Consider the following 15,965-nt stretch of genomic DNA (forward strand, 5'->3'; position numbering starts at 1 on the left):
ACCGTAAGGCGCGTGACATGCGCCCACCGCTCGCGTCGTGGCCTACCTCCCACGAAGTCGTGACGGGGAACTAGCTGGCCCCGAGCTGCTCTGCGGGAGGAGTCGCCGTCGGGAACGTAGAAGATGCAGTCCCGAGTGCCCCAGGCCTGCTCGACAAAGTGGACATACTTGGCCCCGGCGTTGTTGGGGTTGGCGCACGGAAGCTGGGGCGATATCGCGACAATGGTCAAACGAGTCTCCCAAGCGCCACCAACTGGCTGAATCCGGGACTTGCCTCCACCAATGCGTCGAACGTTCCCTCCGACTCGACCGACCCATTCGCCATGTAGACGATCTTGTCCGCATGCCGCACCGTCGAGAGCCGGTGGGCAACGATGATGATAGTCATCGACCCGCTCAGCGCATCGATCGTCTCCGTCAGCCGATGCTCAGTGACGTTATCGAGGGCCGAGGTGGCCTCATCGAGTACGAGTACGCCGGGTTCACGGTACAGCGCGCGGGCAATGCCGATCCGCTGCCTCTGTCCGCCCGACATCCGAACGCCTCGCTCACCCAGGCGCGTCGACAGGCCCTCCGGAAGCCCCGCGACCAGCTCGTCGAGCTGGGACATGGACAGAGCCCGGTTCAGCCGGGCGCGATCGATACTCCTCGGGTCCTCGGCGAAGGCGATATTGCTCTCGAGGGAGTCGTCAAGGAGGAACACGTCCTGCGGCACCACGCCAAGACCGGCGTACCAGCCGGCCAGATCGGCCCGAATCTCGCGTCCACCACACCGCACCGTACCCGCGGTCGGTTCGAGCAGGCCAAGGATGACATCCAGCAGGGTACTCTTCCCTGCTCCGCTGGAACCGACAAACGCCGTGGTCTGCCCCTCCTCGATGGTGACGTTCACCGAGCGGAGGACGGGCTCGGTCGAGTCCACGAAGCTGAATTCGACACCATCGAGCTCGATGTCTCCCCTGTAGGAGCGGACCGCGGAAGGGTACTCCTCGTAGTCACGGTGTTGGTCCAGAGACTGCACCTCATCGGACAGGATGCGAAGACCAACCTGTCCGGCGCGGATCACGCCGCTCGTTGCGACGAGCCGGTTGATGGTCGGGAGGATTCGCGTCGATCCCGCGGCAAACACGCCGATCACGGACAAGGCCTGGTCGGGGGTCCCTGTGGCGAACAGGAGCACTGCGACGGCGGCGATGGCGACGACGAGGCCGATCTCAAGCACGTATTTCGGAAGCTCAGAGACAAGGGACAATTCGCGCGAAGCCCTCGCCCTGTCCGCCTTGGCGCGAGCAAAGCGACTCACGAACACGCTTCCCGCTGCCGCGAGCCGCGACTCGCGGAACCCGTTGATACCCGGCATGAGAGCAGCCCAGGCATCGAGATCGGACTGCGCCATAGTCTCGCCGATGACGCCATACCGGTGTTTGAGGCCCGCTTGGGTTCCCCAGCCCATCGCAAGAAACAGGACGACGGCGAGGAGCGTGGCCCACGGGGATACGGCAAACAGCACGACGCCGATCGCGACGAGGGTAAGTGCGTCCGCCGCGAGGCTCAATATGCCGAGCACGACCTGCGAGAACGTCTGGGGTATGGCCCCCGAGATGTTGCGGTGAACCTCGGCGAGCTTGCGCTCGCGGTGGGTCGCATAGGGCGCCATGACGTAGCGCCGCATCAGCTCGGTGGCCGCCTCAGCCTCGAGCGCCGTAGCGTGCCCCAGCAGCCACCAGCGGAATACGATACTGAACGCACTCTTGACGATGAACGCCAGGGCCACAACGGAAGCCGTCGCGATGAGGAGCATCTGGGGCTCTGTGGACCCGATGGCGGAGGAGATGAAGCCGAGGGCCCCCGTCTTCCGGTCCGCACCTGTGACGACCTGCATCAGGGGGAGCATCGCCGCGACCCCCAGCATATCGAGCCCCGCGATAATCACCGACCCGACCACTGACGCGGCCATCCAGCCGCGCCACGGCCTGCGCACGAGGCTCATGACGGTCTTGAGCTTGTCAAGCATGCCTGTCCCCCGCGGCCGTGCGGCAGAGGTCAAGCACACCCTCGGCCCACACATCCCAATTCAGGACAGTCGCATGGCGACCTGCGGCCCTCGTCGAATGACCCGCACGGACCATGGGATCGGCGAAGGACGCCAAGGCGTCTGCAGCCCGGTCAACCATTGCGGTCCCCGGCTCAATGAGCAGGCCGGTCTCGCCGTGGGACACGATACTGGCGGTTCCGCCGCTATTCGTCGCGACAACCGGGAGCCCGAACGCGTGAGCATCGGTCATGGTGACGCCCCCTGCGTTGGCCGTGGCCAGCTCGAGCAGCACATCGTGCGAGTCATACACCGCCGGCATCTTATCCCGCTCGATCCGACCAAGCGCAGTGATCCAGGGTGGGAGCGGCGGGGCATTCCCGACGACAGTCAGTGATACGTCTACACCCTTAGCCCGAAGGCGCCCTACAGCCTCGACCGCATGCTCCCCGCCTTTGCGCTGCCAATCGCTCGAGACGACGAGGATCCGAAGGGTGCCATTTCCCGTGACTCGGGCAAGGGGTGACGGCCCATCCACAGCCGGCCCAAACGGGAGGACGCGGCAGGTATCAGGATGCACACCGTACTCATCGATGAGCGACTGCCGCGCCCAGTCACTGGCAACTCCAAAGGCTGCCGTACGGCGCTGCGCCTTCCCCGACATGATCCGCCCCTGCACGGCGGACAGGCGATGAAGATTGTCGAATTGGGGGTAGAACCCGCTCATCGCCGCGAAGGTGGCGTCGGTGATCTGCACAACGGGTACCGGGGCCTTCAGGAGCGCGATGTCCTGCGACGCCGCTACGGCCAGAACGACATCCGCTGGACGATTCCGCAGCTCACGCTCCACGTACCGGCCTCGGCGCCTGCTCGTTGCGAGAGCATGCCCAACCAAGTAGGCGCGAGAGCTGAACGAGCCGATGATACGGGCGGCGGCCCGATCAGCCCATGCGTCCCCCGCACGGCTCGTCTCCAGGGCGTCAACCGTCACCCGGGAGGCGAGGGCTGCATACATCTTCGGTATGACACCGGACCACGCCGCTGGATCGTGGACGCTCCACGGGGTCACAAAGAGTACACGCACGGATGCCCCCTCTCACCCCATCACTCGGCGTGTTCACAAAACATCCGCTAGTCTATCGCCTTGAAGGCCACGCTCTGACGTCGGCCCGTGGCATCCCCAGGCCTCGGCTCAAGGTGCCTTGAGACGACGCATGGGGGCACTATGGGGAACGGACGGACCGACGCCAGCCGCAGTGGCGTCGCAGCGACGCGTCGGAGGCTGAGGGAAGCGGCACCCATCTGGCCATGGTCGCAGCAGTCCCTGATCGCTTTCGTAGACCTGCTCTGCGTCATCTGGGCGGTCGTCGGCGCGCAGCTTCTGCGGTTCGGGATCAACGACCCGACGCTGGACGTCCTCATCAGGCAGACCCCGTACGCGCTCGTGGGCGGTGCCCTCGCCATCGCCTGGGTGCTGATGCTGGGCCTGTGGGGGACGCGCGACACGCGGATTCTTGGCTATGGTCCCACCGAGTACAAGCGTGTTGCGACGGCCTCGCTGTGGCTGTTCGGAGGGGTCGCCGTCGTCTCGTATGTGTTCCAGCTCGAGACGGCGCGCGGCTACGTCGCGATCGCGCTTCCACTTGGCATCGTTTCCCTCCTCTTCGGCCGTTGGGTCCTGCGTAATGTGCTTGTGCATGACCGCATGGCGGGACGGCGGCTGTCCCGAGTCCTTTTGGTCGGCTCGGCCGACTCGGTCGAGCACCTCAATCGCCAGCTGAGCCGTCACCCGGAGGCGGGCTACCGCCCAATCGGAGCGTTCGTCCCCGGATTCGGCGACCTCGAGGTAGGCGGCCCTGAGTTGCCCCTGCCTGTCGTCGGGTCGGGCCCCTCGCTCGATGAGATCCTGAGCGCGATCTCCGCGACCGAGGTCGACACGGTGGCGATCTCGGGCGGCGCTGCCATCCGCCCCGAGACGCTCCGTCAGCTCGGGTGGGCGCTCGCTGCCCAGGACATCTCTATGGTCATGGCGCCAGCCCTCACGGACATCGCTGGACCCCGCATCCACACGCAGCCCGTAGCCGGGCTGCCGCTGATCCATGTCACCACACCCAAGCTCGAAGGCGCTCAAGGAGTCGCGAAGCGGGGCTTCGATCTGGTCGTTGCGGGCCTCCTGACGGCTGTCCTCGCTGTGCCGATGCTCGTCGTCGCGGTACTTGTGCGGACAGACAGCCCGGGCTCCGCGTTGTTCCGCCAGATCAGGATCGGGCGTGCCGGCGACCCATTCCGCATGCTCAAGTTCCGTTCGATGGCGTCGGATGCCGAGTCCCGGCTCGATGAGTTGCATGCGGCCAGCAATGGCAATGGCGTCCTGTTCAAGATGAAGCGGGACCCGCGCGTCACCCGCTTCGGCCAGTTCATCCGCCGCTACTCGATCGATGAGCTTCCCCAGCTGTTCAACGTCCTCAAGGGCGACATGAGCCTCGTTGGCCCACGCCCGCCGCTGCCGGTCGAGGTTGCCGGCTACGACGACTTCGCCCATCGGCGACTCCTCGTCAAGCCGGGCATCACCGGCCTGTGGCAGGTGAGCGGGCGCTCCGATCTCTCGTGGGAAGACTCGATGCGGCTCGACCTGTACTACGTCGAGAACTGGTCAATGATCCAGGACCTCATGATCCTCATCAAGACCGTGCGGGCGGTCGCCACTTCGAACGGTGCCTACTGACGTGGTCTTCGACCCGTCGTCCCCGTCTCTCCAGGCGCGGTTGAGCGCCCGTACCAACAGCCTCAACGCGGTTCGCCTGTTCTTGGCCTTGCTCGTCGTCATCGGCCACGCGTGGCCTCTCACCGGCAGCCTGTCCGGGCCTCACCTCGAGTTCCTGAGCGACATCGCCGTCAACGGCTTCTTTGCAGTCTCCGGTTATCTCATCGCAGCGAGCAGGGTCAGCACATCGCTGCCCGTCTACTTGGTAAGGCGTATCCTCCGGATCTTTCCCGGCTTCCTCGTCTGCCTCCTCGCCATCGCGCTCGTGTTCTCGCCCCTGGCGGCGGCGCTCGAGCACAGGCCTATGGACTGGCTGTCCGCGGCTGGCTTCGTCATAGGCAACGCTCTCCTCGCGGTTCGACAATGGGGTATCGGTCAGACACTCGGAGACGTTCCGTATCCATCGGTGTGGGACGGATCCCTCTGGACCCTCGGCTACGAGTTCGTCGCGTACTTGGCATTGGGCGCGGTCCTCACCGTCCCGTGGATCCGATCCCGAATGGGCGTAGTCCTCACGGCGCTGGCCTTGATGTCCATTGCCGGGTGGATGCTCATCGAAGGGCCGGTCCACGTCTCGACAAGCTTCTATCACTACGCCGGCCGCCTCGGGAGCTACTTCCTCGTTGGCGCCGCGATGTACGCTGCGGCCCGCCGAATCCCGGTGCGGACGAGCCTCATCGCGGCGGCCGCCGCAAGCTATGTCGCGCTCTGGTACCTCGGCGCGGATGGAAGCCTTGGTCAGGTCCCGCTCGCGTACCTATTGCTGGCCGTCGGCTCTCGCGCGACGACTGGTGTCACAACGCGCAATGACCTCTCCTACGGGCTCTACATCTACGCGTTCCCTGTGCAGCAGTTGCTTGTCGACATGGGGACCGCGCCCTGGGGAGTCCTGCCAAACGCCGTGGCCACACTGGCCATCGCGCTCGGGCTCGCCTGGCTGTCCTGGCGGTTGATCGAGAAACCCGCCTTATCGCTCAAGAACCTCCGACCCGGCGCCGGGATAGGCCTGGCTTGGACGCGCTCGGCGAGGACGGACAGGGGGCGTCTTACATGAGGATCGTCGTCACCGGGGGCGCGGGCTACCTCGGCACCCATACGTCCCTCTCGCTCATCGCGGCGGGCCACGAGGTGACCGTGGTCGACAACTTCTCGAACGCCTCGCGTGATGCTGTACGCCGCACTTCAGATCTTGCGGGCTCCGACATCCCCGTCGTCGAAGGCGACCTGCTGGACCGCCACCTGCTCGAGGAGATTTTCGCCGAGACCCGGCCCGACGCCGTCGTCCATTTTGCCGGACTCAAGTCTGTGGGCGAGTCGAACGCCCAACCACTGCGGTACATGACCAACAACGTCAGCGGGACGCTCCAACTGCTTGATGCCATGGACGCGGCGAGCGTTCGCCGGATCATCTTCTCCTCGTCTGCCACCGTGTACGGGGTTACCGAGACGGTTCCCACACCGGAGGACCACCCCCTGTCCGTAACGAACCCCTATGGCCGCACCAAGCTCATGACCGAAGACATCCTTCGGGATCTCGCGGCGTCGGATCCGCGCTGGAGCATCGGGATCCTGCGCTACTTCAACCCGGTCGGCGCACATCCGTCGGCGCAGATCGGGGAGGACCCGCGCGGCGTGCCAAACAACCTTGTGCCGTTCGTCGGCCAGGTCGCCGTGGGACGGCACGAGGCCGTCAGCGTGTTCGGAGGCGATTACCCGACCCCTGACGGCACAGGCGTGCGCGACTACCTGCACGTCATGGACCTAGCTGAGGGCCACGTGGCCGCACTCGACCGGATCGCGTCACGGACCGGGGTAGACGTCTGGAACCTGGGCACGGGTCGCGGATACTCGGTGTTGGAGGTAATCCGAATGTATGCAGAAGTTTCCGGTCGCCCTATTCCGTACCGGATCGTGGAGCGACGGCCCGGCGACGTCGCCGTGAGCTATGCGGACGCGTCCAAGGCTGCGCGGGATCTGGGGTGGAGGGCCGTACGGAGCCTGCGCGAGATGATCGAGGACCACTGGCACTGGCAGGACGCCAATCCGAACGGCTACGACGCGTGACGCCCTTCCCGCCTGCCAAGGGCACTCCGATGCTGATCGTCTCTCCCCACCTCGACGACGCCGCACTCTCCTGCGGGTCCATCCTCGACCGACCCGGTGTGGAGGTTCTGACGGTCTTCGCCGGCAGACCCGCCCCGGCAGTCGCCGTGACGCACGATGTGCTCGCCGGCTTCCCCAATTCGGATGCCGCGATGGACGCCCGACTCGCCGAGGACCACGAGGCCCTCGATCGTTTTGGAGTCGAGACCCACCGCCTGGACCTCCTCGACCTCGCCTACGCGTCGCTCCCCCGCACTGCGGACGACGGCGATCGGCTGGCCGCCGCCGTGCGCGAGTGGATCGCCGGACACGGGGATCAGGAGCAGTTCGTCCTGATCCCTGCGGGGACGGGCCACATGGCCGGACTTCCGGTGGCAGGCGAAGGTGAACCCGGTGCGGCCTCCTCTGCCCAAAGGACCCGCTCATTCGCCAGCGCACTCAAGAGCGCGCTCGGAGCCCTCGGTGGCCGGTGGGTGGCGCATCAGGTCTTCTTATGGAAGAAGAGCCGTGGACTCGCCCACCGTTCCTTTGCTCACCCGGACCACCTCTTCGTCCGAGACGCCCTGCTCGCCCCCCTCCTCAGCGGCTCAGCGGCTCACGGCTCCGCCCGCGTGGTGCTGTACGAGGAACTCCCGTACCTGTGGTCGCGGGCCGGGGACCATGGGGTCGCCGAAGCGCAGGCACGCTTCGGATTCTCGGCGTCCGAAGTAGCGCTCGCCGTCGACCGCCCCGCCAAAGCACGCCGGATCGGCCTCTATGCGAGCCAGCTGCCACAGCTGGACCCGCGGAAGCGGCGTCTGGAGAAGGCCAGCACCCTGCCCAGCCACGAGCGATTCTGGTCCCTCACACCCCGAGCGGCGAAGCCATGACGACCACCACCGCCCGGTCCCTAAGAGAACCCCGCATTCTCGGCCTCTTCGATCACCACGGCATCCTTGACCGCGCGGCCCGGGAGGCGGGCCGTCCCCACGTTCCCGGCCCGTATCGGGTGGACCTCCTCGACGAGCTCGGCTTCGAACTGAAGACCATCATCCCGGCGAGAGATCGTCTGCACCGGAAGGTGCGTGACGTCGTCGAGCACCGTTCGGGCGTCGACGTAGACATGCCGCTGCGTGCCGTGACCGAGGCGTGGCGCGCCGACGTGGTCTTCGCGATGTTCGAGCGGCGAGCCCAGTTCGTCTCGCGCCTTCGCCGGCGGGGTCTCCGGCCTTATGCCGACCGCCCCTTCTGGGCAGTCACGTGCTGGTGGGCCGAGGAGCTGCTCCATGCAAGCGAGCGCACGCGCGAGAGCATCCGGAGGGACATCGAGGGTATCGACGGCTTGATCGTTTTCAGCGAGAACCAGCGTTCGGTCTTCGCGTCGATCGGCGTGCCCGAGTCCAAGGTATTCCCCGTCGCCTTCGGGGTCGATCCCGACTTCTACTACCCCGTTCCGGAGACGAAGCGCCGCTTCCAGGTCTTCTCCGCCGGGGTGGACAGGGGGAGGGACTTCGAGTCGCTCGTTGCGGCAGCCAGGCTGGTCCCCGAAGCGCGTTTCGATATCTTCACTCAGCCAGGGCGCATCACCGAACCGCTTCCCGGCAACGTCACCCTCCACGCGCCCGTGGACATCATGGCCCACCGCGAGAATCTGCGTTCCGCGGACCTCGTGGTCGTTCCGACACATGATCTGGCATACCCGACCGGCCAATCGGTGCTCCTCGAAGCTTCGGCCTGTGGCGCCTGCGTAGCCGTCACCTCAACCGAGGCGATGGACCAATACATTGACGACGGCGTGACTGCCCTGGCAATGCCATTGCACGACCCATCGGGCATGGCCGAGGTCATCCGTCAGGCTCACCACGATCCGGGACTCCGGGCGCGCATCGGTGCGGCCGCCCGTCAGACGGTGGTCGATAGGTACTCGTTCCGGCGCATGTGGGCCGAGATCGGGGCGCTGATCACCGGCTCAGGGGCCTCGCGGGACTCGTAGCCGTCAGCGCCCGGTGCGGCAGTCGAAGAGCACGATCCTGCCATACCCTCGCGGATACTCCTGGGCCACACACGACTTCACCAATTCGCGATAGGCAACGCCGTCCAGTCCCTGGTGGTCCCCCACGAAGATGACGCGCTCCCTGCCCACCCTGCCGAGGATGGCGACCTCGGCCGAACGGCCGAAGAGGGTGTTCGAATCCGCCGGGCCCTCGACGAGCAGTACGTCGCTGCTCCCGACGAATGGCTCAGGATATGCGGCACCGATAGCGCGTGCCTGATCGTTCTTGAAGACAATCCGGTCTGACCAGAACGCCCGGGCCTCACCGACGGCGGCCGCGACCTTCTTGAAGTCAGCCCCGCGAGGTGTGAAGTCCTTCATGTAGAGCTGCGGCACGAGGAGTGTCGCACCGACGAGCACCAGGGCTGAGGCGTGGACCACGGCTCTCGAGTACAGCTGCCGCGCGCCCAAAGCCGCCAAGAGTCCAATCGAAGGCGCTGTGAAGGTGAGGTACCGAGGGACGTAGAGCGGAGTCGCGACGATCGAGATGCCAACGAGCAAGACGGTGGGAACGCAGGCCCACAGAACGGCGACGACCACGAGCCGCATCTCGTTGACGTACCGCCGGGCGCCGAAGAAGGCCACCGCGCCGAGCGCGGCGACGAAGGCGAGCAGCACGATTGCAGCAGGCTCGGCCCAGGGGGGCGGATACCATCCCAAGGGTTTGTCCTGGCCCTCGAACCATTGGGTGACCAACACGTCCTTGAGCAGTTGTGCCTTGGATGGCTCGCGGATCCACGAGACCTGGCCGGTCTGCGGCGCGGCAACGAGGACGAGAGCGATGACCGGTGCGGCTCCGAGTCCCAACGACAGGGTGGTGGTCCAAGGGGAGCGGCGGAGCACGAACGACGCGATGATGAGCGCGGGCAGGAGGAGCACCGAGAAGAGAAAGACGTAGCCGGAGACGGCGACCACAATGCCGACCGCTGCCCACGAACGCCAGTCCCGGCGATCCCACGCGCTCCATACCGCCCACACGAGAAGCACGGCGAGCAGGGCGCTCAAGCCGAACTGCCGGGCCTCGCTTCCGGCCCAAACAACCCGTGGGAGCAGAACGGTCATAAGGCCAGCGGTGGCCCCGAACCGCTGATCGACAACGGTGGTCCCGAAGCGAACGACGGCAAAGCCGACCAGGCCCACTGCAAGCGCCGACGGCATCCGAACGCTCAGGGGTCCCGCCCCGAACACGTCGATCCAGAAGTGCATGAAGATGTAATAGGCCGCGTGTACGGCATCCACCGAGCGGGTGAGCTCGAAGATCTTGCCCAGGGGCCGTGCCGATGCGGCGATCGTGGCGGATTCGTCGAACCACAGCGCGACGCCTGCGGTTCCCACGATGGAGGCGACGACGCCGACGACGAAGACACCCACCCCGGTCGCGAGCCCTTGGATGCCACGAATATTGTGGACCTTCGAGCGGGTCGTGCCGCCCTCACCCGCGGGGCTGTTACCGCCCCGATCTGTCACTGTCACCATGAGCTCCCCCTTTAGCAAATGCTATTACCACGGCGCGGATGGCACCCCGGACATCAGCCTCGCGGTCCACGGCGATCCGGTGCATGATCAGCCCCTCGCACACGGCCACGAGTGCGGTCGCGGCCAGCAGCCCGAGGAACCCCTCCACAGTCGTGGGCAGCGCATCCGGCGCGTCTGCACCGCCCCTCTCCTGCTCCACGATGTGCTCGACAACGCCCCCAAGCAGTGCAGCGCGCGTGCGGAAGTAGTTCGACGCCGACCCCCGCGGCACCCCGCCGCCGCATCCACCCGTCCATGTGTGAGTGTCCGCTACGGGGCAAGCAGGGAAACCCTTCGGTTCTTCGCGGAGTACACCTGACGGGGCGATGATGGGCTCATGACCGAGCCCGACCTGCCCAAGGTCTTCCAGATCGACCTGCCCGAGGAGAACGTCGAGGGGCGCTTCGCCGACTTCGCAAACCTGTGGCACACGCCGAATGTGTTCGTCCTCGACTTCGTCGCGCTCACGCAGCCGGCCCAGCCCGGCGAGGGCCCCGACGGCGAGGCTGCGGAGCTCATCCCCGGGCGGGTCGTGAGCCGCATCCGCATTCCCCCGGAGCAGGTATTCGAGCTCGCCGCCGCCCTCACCCGCCAGCTCGGCATCTGGGAGCAGGAGACGGGGCGGAAGCCGCCGGCCAGGCCGCTCTTCGACTCCGAGGGCCGGCAGGTCCGGATCGACGACGAGGGCGTCGACGGGCCCGAATGAAGCCCCTCCTCGCCCTCGCGGTGCTCGCGGTCCTCGCCTCGTGCTCGGCGTCAGGGACGCACGACGCCGCGCCGTCGCCTTCCGCGACCGCCTCTCCGTCGCAATCGGCCTCACTGCACTCCTCGGGCCACCCATCGGGGCTGACTCGGGTGAGCGTTCTGGGAGACTCGCATTCGAGCTGGCCGGGTTCCTGGTTCGAGCGGTCGGTCGCGGATGGATCTGTGCCGGGAGCGGCCCTCGGGGTGTTCTCCTCCCACCCGGGCCGGACGTCGATCGCCCTGCAGGCGTGGGTCGCGGAGGCCACCGCACAGGGCGGGGTGGTGCTCGTACAGGCCGGGACCAACGACCTCCTGCTCGACGGTGCGCCGCCCGCCAGAGCCGCACAGGGGGTCGAGCAACTCGTAGGGGCCGTCTCCGCACATGGGGCAGAGTCGGTGCTCGTCTCGGTGCCTCCATCCGCGACGCTGGGCACTGCCACCAACCAGCTGAATGCGCTCCTCAAGGCCTGGGCCGCTGCTCACGGGGTCCCGTGGCTCGATGTGACGAGCGCCGTCACCGCGGCGGACGGAACCTGGCGTCCCGGGCTCAGCGACGACGGGATCCACGCCAATGCTTCCGGGGGTGCACTCATGGCCGAGGCCGCGCGAGGACAGCTGCCCCGACTGCTAGCCGCAATGTGACGCACGACACGCGCGCTACATGACGTAGAACATTTGCCCCCTTTCAGAACAGCCGATAGGTTAACCTCAGCGCTTGACTTCAACGTCGACTGCGTGCGGGCACCCTGCCCGCGACAGCCGCCGCTAGGGGCGAGGTGTGGGGGATTATCTCGTTTTGTCCTTTCCAGACCCCGGAGCGGTTCCTTCTGGAGAGGACAGACTCGTGACCGAGACTCGCACCAACAATATGCCGTCACGCCGCGCGGTTACTAAGGCCGCCGCGTGGTCCGCCCCCGTTATCGCCGCCGCTGTTGCCGCGCCGATGGCCGCCGCTTCGGGCGGAAACGCCAAGAATGGCCACATTTCGTGGAACCCGGACACCAGCAACAACAACCAGTACAGTGCGACCGGAAGCAACACGTTGCGTATTGCTGCCGACACCCCCGGTGGCAAGGCATACACGAACCCTGACCAGTGGACGATCGATCTCACGGGCACCTCGATCAAGGTTGCCACGGCTTTGATCGGCACGACGGTCGTCCTCGGCGTACCGTTCACGGTGTCGGTCAACTACGTTTCCGCCAAGATCGTGACCGTCACAATCCTTCAGAGCTTCCAATTTCCGCAGCAGACGGATGTCATCTTCCCTGCCGGGACGTTTGTGCCGGATTCCTCGGCTACTGGCACCAACTTCGTGGTTGCCCCAACTACCGATCCGAGCCTCAGCAACAACATCAACCCCAAGATCTGATCAGGGGAGCAACAGGATCCAGACGTCTGCGGCCGGTCACCCTCTGGGTGGCCGGCCGCAGGTTTTCTTCCGGGGTACAGGCTGGGGCACCTACCCGAGCCGCCCCACCGCCCGTCGCACCGCACCGGCCAGACCCTCCGCACCGTAGGGCCCTCCACCGGCGGCGATTCGCCCGGCCCACCCGTGGATGCACGCAGCAAGGGCCGCGAGCTCCACGGGCCTCGTGCCGCCCGCTGACGCGGTTGCAAGAAGTGCCCCCAAAATCCCAGTGAGCGTGTCCCCACTGCCCGCCGTCGCGAGATACGGGTGCCCTTCGGCCTGGATGAACGCGGTCCCGTCCGGCGCCGCGCACACCGTCGCCGATCCCTTGAGCAGCACGGTGACGCCGAGTCGCTCAGCCGCCTCGCGGGCCCAGCGCAGCGGCTCCGACTCGATCGCCGCCCGGTCCGGTGAATTTGACCGGTAGTTGGCCAGTATCCTCGAGAGCTCCCCTGCATGAGGCGTGAGGACAAGACGCTCCCCCGCAACTCCCCGCTCCTCAGCGAGCCTGTCGAGGACCTCCGCTAAGCGCGGTTCGGTGGTCTCACGGCTCGAGCCATTCTCCGCAACAAGGAAGTCCCCCAGCGCCTCGAGGCCGGAGGCATCCACCACGGTGGGGAGCCCCGACCCGAGTGCGGTCGCGAGCGCGCGACGCTGCGCGTCGTCGTCCCCGATCCCGGGGCCAACGGCCCACGCCTGAACCCGCCCGCGCGGCTCCGCCGACCCAACGATCTCCGGGTGCGCCGCCAGGACGAGGGCCCGCACCGCATCAGGGGCTACGAGTCGCACCATCCCCACGCCGGTCGCGAGCGCGCCGGCGGTGGCGAGCACGGCTGCACCGGGGTAGTCCTCGGAGCCGGCCACAAGCCCGAGCACCCCGCGTGAGTACTTGTGCCAGTCGTCGCGGGGCACGGGCAGAAGCGCTGCGGCGTCGGCGGCGTCGAGGCTCCGCACGTCCGGCTCCGGTAGGTATGGTCCCAGGCCGATGTCCACGATCTCCACGCGCCCGGCAAGCGCACGGCCGCGACCCACGAGCAGCCCTGTCTTGAGGGCGCCGAACGTCACCGTGACGTCCGCCCGCCACACACCGGGGCTGGCCAGACCCGTATCGCCGTCCACGCCAGACGGCAGGTCACAGGCGATCACCGTGGCATGGGGACTCGGGAGAGGCGACACGAATTCGCCAGTGAAGCCGGTGCCAAGCACCGCGTCGATCACCACATCAGCGGGCTCGAGCCCGTCGGTGATCCGGCCACCTGCCGCCGTGAAGGCCGCGAGCCCCTCGGCGTGGGCCGTGGTTCCGGTGAGCACCGCCGTCGCACGCACCCCGCGGCGGGCAAGCTCTGCGAGCGCGAAGAGAGCATCGCCCCCGTTGTTGCCCTTGCCTACGATGGCGGCGACGCGCCCGCCGTAGACGCCTCCCCTGCGCTTGAGCTCGTCAACAACCGCGAGTGCGAGCCCGTGGGCTGCCCTCGCCATGAGTGCGGGGCCGCCGCCACCCTGGAGCAGTGGCGTCTCGGCGGCGCGGATCTGGGTGCCGGTGTACGCGGAAACCATGCTGCGAGTCTACTGAGGAGTCATTGCCCGTACAGAAGTTGTGAATTGCGTTGATGGCCTTCCGCGCCGGAGTGGGGCCGATAAACTGACGGGGCTGCTCCCGGCTGTTTCTGATGACACACCGCGGCGGTACTGGGGACCTGGCCATTTCGGGCAGGACATGAGCGCTTTGGGGGCGTAGTGAAGTCTCGTTGGATGCCGGCCGCTTTGGCCACAGCAGCATTCGTGGTCGTGGCGCTGATCGCGTCCGAGGCCCGGATTGACATCTCGGTGCTGATTTGGTGCGCGCTGGGAATCTTCGGGTTGGTGTTCGGGCTCACGACTGTTGGGGGCGCCCGGCACAACGACGCCCATGCGCAGGTGCCTGCCGTCACTGAGCCAGTCTCACGAGTCGAGCGGGAGCCAGAGCCCTCGTCTGAGTCCTTGTCAGTGAGTGCGGACGAGTTCGTCGACGAGCCCGTCCGGACACGTGCCCCTAAGCATGCCGCGGAGCTCGCTCTCTAGCTCAGCCTCCCGCCGGATCGGCCCTCCGCAGGGTCAGCCTCCACGGAGCCAGCTTCCTCCGGGTCAGCCCTCCGCGACGACCATCGCGGTGGCGATGCCGCCATCGTGGCTCATGCTCAGATGCCACCGCTTGACGCCGCACTCCTGAGCGACAGCCAGCACGGTTCCCGTGACCTGGACCTCGGGGCCCTTAGGGCCAAGGCCGATCCAGCAGTCCTGCCAGTTCATCCCGGCCGGCGCGCCGAGAACCTTGGCGACGGCCTCTTTGGCGGCGAAGCGTGCGGCGAGCGAGCGCGGATGCAGGTCACGTTCGGCAGGGACGAACAGGCGATCCCTGAGCCCGGGGGTCCGCTCGAGCTGACGCTCGAAACGGGCAATGTCCACAACGTCCACGCCGATGCCGATGATAGCCATGCCGATACTCTATCGGGGCGCGTGAGGCACGTCCGCTCATGCTCGGGGTAGAGCAGCGTCCGCACTGCGGGTCGGCGAGTCGCATCCGACACGCGATATCGCGAGGCCCTTTTGCGAGCAGTGCGGGTTCCATTGGCGCGTCTCTAGGGAAACCCCGTGTTCCACAGTGATTTCTGGCCCACAATGAGCATGAGCCGCCCCAGCCGAAGGCACCCCTCCCCCTTCGCCGGCGCCCCGGAATAGGGTGGGGCCATGGGTACAGACCGGAAATGGGCCACGGAGATCCTGGCAGACGGCTTCGAGCGCGTCTGGGAGGGCGTCGAGCACGTCCTCCTGGGACTCTCCCCAGAACACCTCCTGCAGCGGCCAGGCCCGCACGCGAACCACATCGCGTGGCTGGTGTGGCACCTCACCCGAGTCGAGGACGACCACATCGCTGCGCTGGCCCACGTCCTTGAGGGCAACGACCCGCCAGCCTCCCGCACCCGCGAGGTCCCGCCCGGGCAGGTGTGGGCCGAGTGGCGGGAGCAGTTCGCGCTGCCCTTCGGCGAATGGGCCACGGGCTACGGGCAGTCGGACGCCGAGCTGGACGCCTTCCCTGCCACCGCGGCCGAGACCCTACGGGGCTACCACGAGGCCGTGCACGCCCGCACGCTGGCGGTGCTTGACGGCCTGGGAGACGACGATCTGGGACGCGTCGTTGACCTCCGGTGGAACCCGCCGGTCACCGCAGCGGTCCGCCTCATGAGCATCCTCAATGACACGACCCAGCATCTCGGGCAGGCGGCCTACGTGCGGGGCCTCATCCTCGGCTGAGCGGACCAAAGGCCCTCGCGCGCCCCAGCCTCCCGCGCCTACGCTCGTGAGCAGGAGGGCTCATCGTGGCGGC

General features: G+C 67.0%; 14 protein-coding genes. 9 read left to right on the forward strand and 5 right to left on the reverse strand.

Translation table 11 applies throughout. From position 1 onward, the window contains the following. Positions 1 to 226: 226 nt before the first annotated feature. Both AB5L97_RS13475 and AB5L97_RS13480 read right to left on the reverse strand, forming a co-directional pair. Positions 227 to 2,014: an ABC transporter ATP-binding protein gene (locus AB5L97_RS13475; RefSeq protein WP_369045042.1), complete on the reverse strand. Its 1,788-nt coding sequence runs from the start codon at positions 2,012 to 2,014 to the stop codon at positions 227 to 229. Then, positions 2,007 to 3,116 (reverse strand): glycosyltransferase family 4 protein, encoded by a 1,110-nt coding sequence (locus AB5L97_RS13480; RefSeq protein ID WP_307955702.1) that lies wholly within the window; start codon positions 3,114 to 3,116, stop codon positions 2,007 to 2,009. Before AB5L97_RS13480 ends, AB5L97_RS13475 begins: the two co-directional genes overlap by 8 nt. Before the next feature lie 141 nt (positions 3,117 to 3,257). Between AB5L97_RS13480 and AB5L97_RS13485 the strand changes: the two genes are divergently transcribed. Genes AB5L97_RS13485 through AB5L97_RS13505 form a run of 5 tightly spaced genes read left to right on the forward strand, consistent with a single transcriptional unit; the run spans position 3,258 to position 8,871 of the window. Further along, positions 3,258 to 4,757, forward strand: coding sequence for a sugar transferase (locus AB5L97_RS13485; protein WP_369045043.1), 1,500 nt, complete (start codon positions 3,258 to 3,260; stop codon positions 4,755 to 4,757). Position 4,758: 1 nt separating this feature from the next. Then, positions 4,759 to 5,850, forward strand: coding sequence for an acyltransferase family protein (locus AB5L97_RS13490; RefSeq protein ID WP_369045044.1), 1,092 nt, complete (start codon positions 4,759 to 4,761; stop codon positions 5,848 to 5,850). Beyond that, entirely contained in the window at positions 5,847 to 6,860 is a 1,014-nt protein-coding gene (galE, locus tag AB5L97_RS13495) for a UDP-glucose 4-epimerase GalE (protein ID WP_369045045.1), read from the forward strand. The genes AB5L97_RS13490 and galE overlap by 4 nt, the downstream gene beginning before the upstream one ends. Next, entirely contained in the window at positions 6,857 to 7,768 is a 912-nt protein-coding gene (locus AB5L97_RS13500) for a hypothetical protein (RefSeq protein ID WP_369045046.1), read from the forward strand. The genes galE and AB5L97_RS13500 overlap by 4 nt, the downstream gene beginning before the upstream one ends. Beyond that, the gene (locus AB5L97_RS13505) at positions 7,765 to 8,871 is read left to right on the forward strand and encodes a glycosyltransferase family 4 protein (RefSeq protein WP_369045047.1); all 1,107 of its coding nucleotides are present in this window, start codon (positions 7,765 to 7,767) and stop codon (positions 8,869 to 8,871) included. The genes AB5L97_RS13500 and AB5L97_RS13505 overlap by 4 nt, the downstream gene beginning before the upstream one ends. Before the next feature lie 3 nt (positions 8,872 to 8,874). On the opposite strand, the gene AB5L97_RS13510 is transcribed toward AB5L97_RS13505, so the two are convergent. Then, positions 8,875 to 10,407 (reverse strand): glycosyltransferase family 39 protein, encoded by a 1,533-nt coding sequence (locus tag AB5L97_RS13510; RefSeq protein WP_369045048.1) that lies wholly within the window; start codon positions 10,405 to 10,407, stop codon positions 8,875 to 8,877. Positions 10,408 to 10,783: 376 nt separating this feature from the next. Here AB5L97_RS13510 and AB5L97_RS13515 point away from each other — a divergent pair, with 376 nt between their 5' ends. From AB5L97_RS13515 to AB5L97_RS13525, 3 genes are all read left to right on the forward strand, one after another. After that, on the forward strand, positions 10,784 to 11,152 hold the full coding sequence (locus AB5L97_RS13515; RefSeq protein WP_307955695.1) for a DUF3467 domain-containing protein: 369 nt from the start codon (positions 10,784 to 10,786) through the stop codon (positions 11,150 to 11,152). Then, positions 11,149 to 11,832, forward strand: a complete 684-nt coding sequence (locus AB5L97_RS13520) for an SGNH/GDSL hydrolase family protein (RefSeq protein ID WP_369045049.1) — start codon at positions 11,149 to 11,151, stop codon at positions 11,830 to 11,832. Before AB5L97_RS13515 ends, AB5L97_RS13520 begins: the two co-directional genes overlap by 4 nt. A gap of 202 nt (positions 11,833 to 12,034) precedes the next feature. Beyond that, positions 12,035 to 12,562 (forward strand): hypothetical protein, encoded by a 528-nt coding sequence (locus tag AB5L97_RS13525; RefSeq protein WP_369045050.1) that lies wholly within the window; start codon positions 12,035 to 12,037, stop codon positions 12,560 to 12,562. A gap of 90 nt (positions 12,563 to 12,652) precedes the next feature. Here the strand turns inward: AB5L97_RS13525 and AB5L97_RS13530 are convergent, their stop codons facing one another. Together AB5L97_RS13530 and AB5L97_RS13535 are read right to left on the reverse strand one after the other, a co-directional pair. Further along, positions 12,653 to 14,158 carry an NAD(P)H-hydrate dehydratase gene (locus AB5L97_RS13530; protein WP_369045051.1) on the reverse strand — a complete coding sequence of 502 codons (1,506 nt, stop codon included), beginning with the start codon at positions 14,156 to 14,158 and terminating at the stop codon, positions 12,653 to 12,655. A 567-nt stretch (positions 14,159 to 14,725) separates the two neighbouring features. Continuing rightward, entirely contained in the window at positions 14,726 to 15,076 is a 351-nt protein-coding gene (locus tag AB5L97_RS13535; protein ID WP_307955690.1) for a holo-ACP synthase, read from the reverse strand. Positions 15,077 to 15,328: 252 nt separating this feature from the next. Here AB5L97_RS13535 and AB5L97_RS13540 point away from each other — a divergent pair, with 252 nt between their 5' ends. Continuing rightward, on the forward strand, positions 15,329 to 15,892 hold the full coding sequence (locus AB5L97_RS13540; RefSeq protein WP_369045052.1) for a mycothiol transferase: 564 nt from the start codon (positions 15,329 to 15,331) through the stop codon (positions 15,890 to 15,892). Positions 15,893 to 15,965 lie beyond the last annotated feature (73 nt).

It is taken from the genome of Sinomonas sp. P10A9, from assembly GCF_041022165.1.
GTDB lineage: Bacteria > Actinomycetota > Actinomycetes > Actinomycetales > Micrococcaceae > Sinomonas > Sinomonas puerhi.

Excerpts from the sequence above, each read along its gene's own strand:
- galE (WP_369045045.1), top strand. The coding sequence starts at position 5,847 with ATGAGGATCGTCGTCACCGGGGGCGCGGGCTACCTCGGCACCCATACG.
- AB5L97_RS13535 (WP_307955690.1), bottom strand. The coding sequence starts at position 15,076 with ATGGCTATCATCGGCATCGGCGTGGACGTTGTGGACATTGCCCGTTTC.
- AB5L97_RS13540 (WP_369045052.1), top strand. The coding sequence starts at position 15,329 with ATGGGTACAGACCGGAAATGGGCCACGGAGATCCTGGCAGACGGCTTC.
- AB5L97_RS13505 (WP_369045047.1), top strand. The coding sequence starts at position 7,765 with ATGACGACCACCACCGCCCGGTCCCTAAGAGAACCCCGCATTCTCGGC.
- AB5L97_RS13520 (WP_369045049.1), top strand. The coding sequence starts at position 11,149 with ATGAAGCCCCTCCTCGCCCTCGCGGTGCTCGCGGTCCTCGCCTCGTGC.
- AB5L97_RS13515 (WP_307955695.1), top strand. The coding sequence starts at position 10,784 with ATGACCGAGCCCGACCTGCCCAAGGTCTTCCAGATCGACCTGCCCGAG.
- AB5L97_RS13510 (WP_369045048.1), bottom strand. The coding sequence starts at position 10,407 with ATGGTGACAGTGACAGATCGGGGCGGTAACAGCCCCGCGGGTGAGGGC.
- AB5L97_RS13485 (WP_369045043.1), top strand. The coding sequence starts at position 3,258 with ATGGGGAACGGACGGACCGACGCCAGCCGCAGTGGCGTCGCAGCGACG.
- AB5L97_RS13475 (WP_369045042.1), bottom strand. The coding sequence starts at position 2,014 with ATGCTTGACAAGCTCAAGACCGTCATGAGCCTCGTGCGCAGGCCGTGG.
- AB5L97_RS13530 (WP_369045051.1), bottom strand. The coding sequence starts at position 14,158 with ATGGTTTCCGCGTACACCGGCACCCAGATCCGCGCCGCCGAGACGCCA.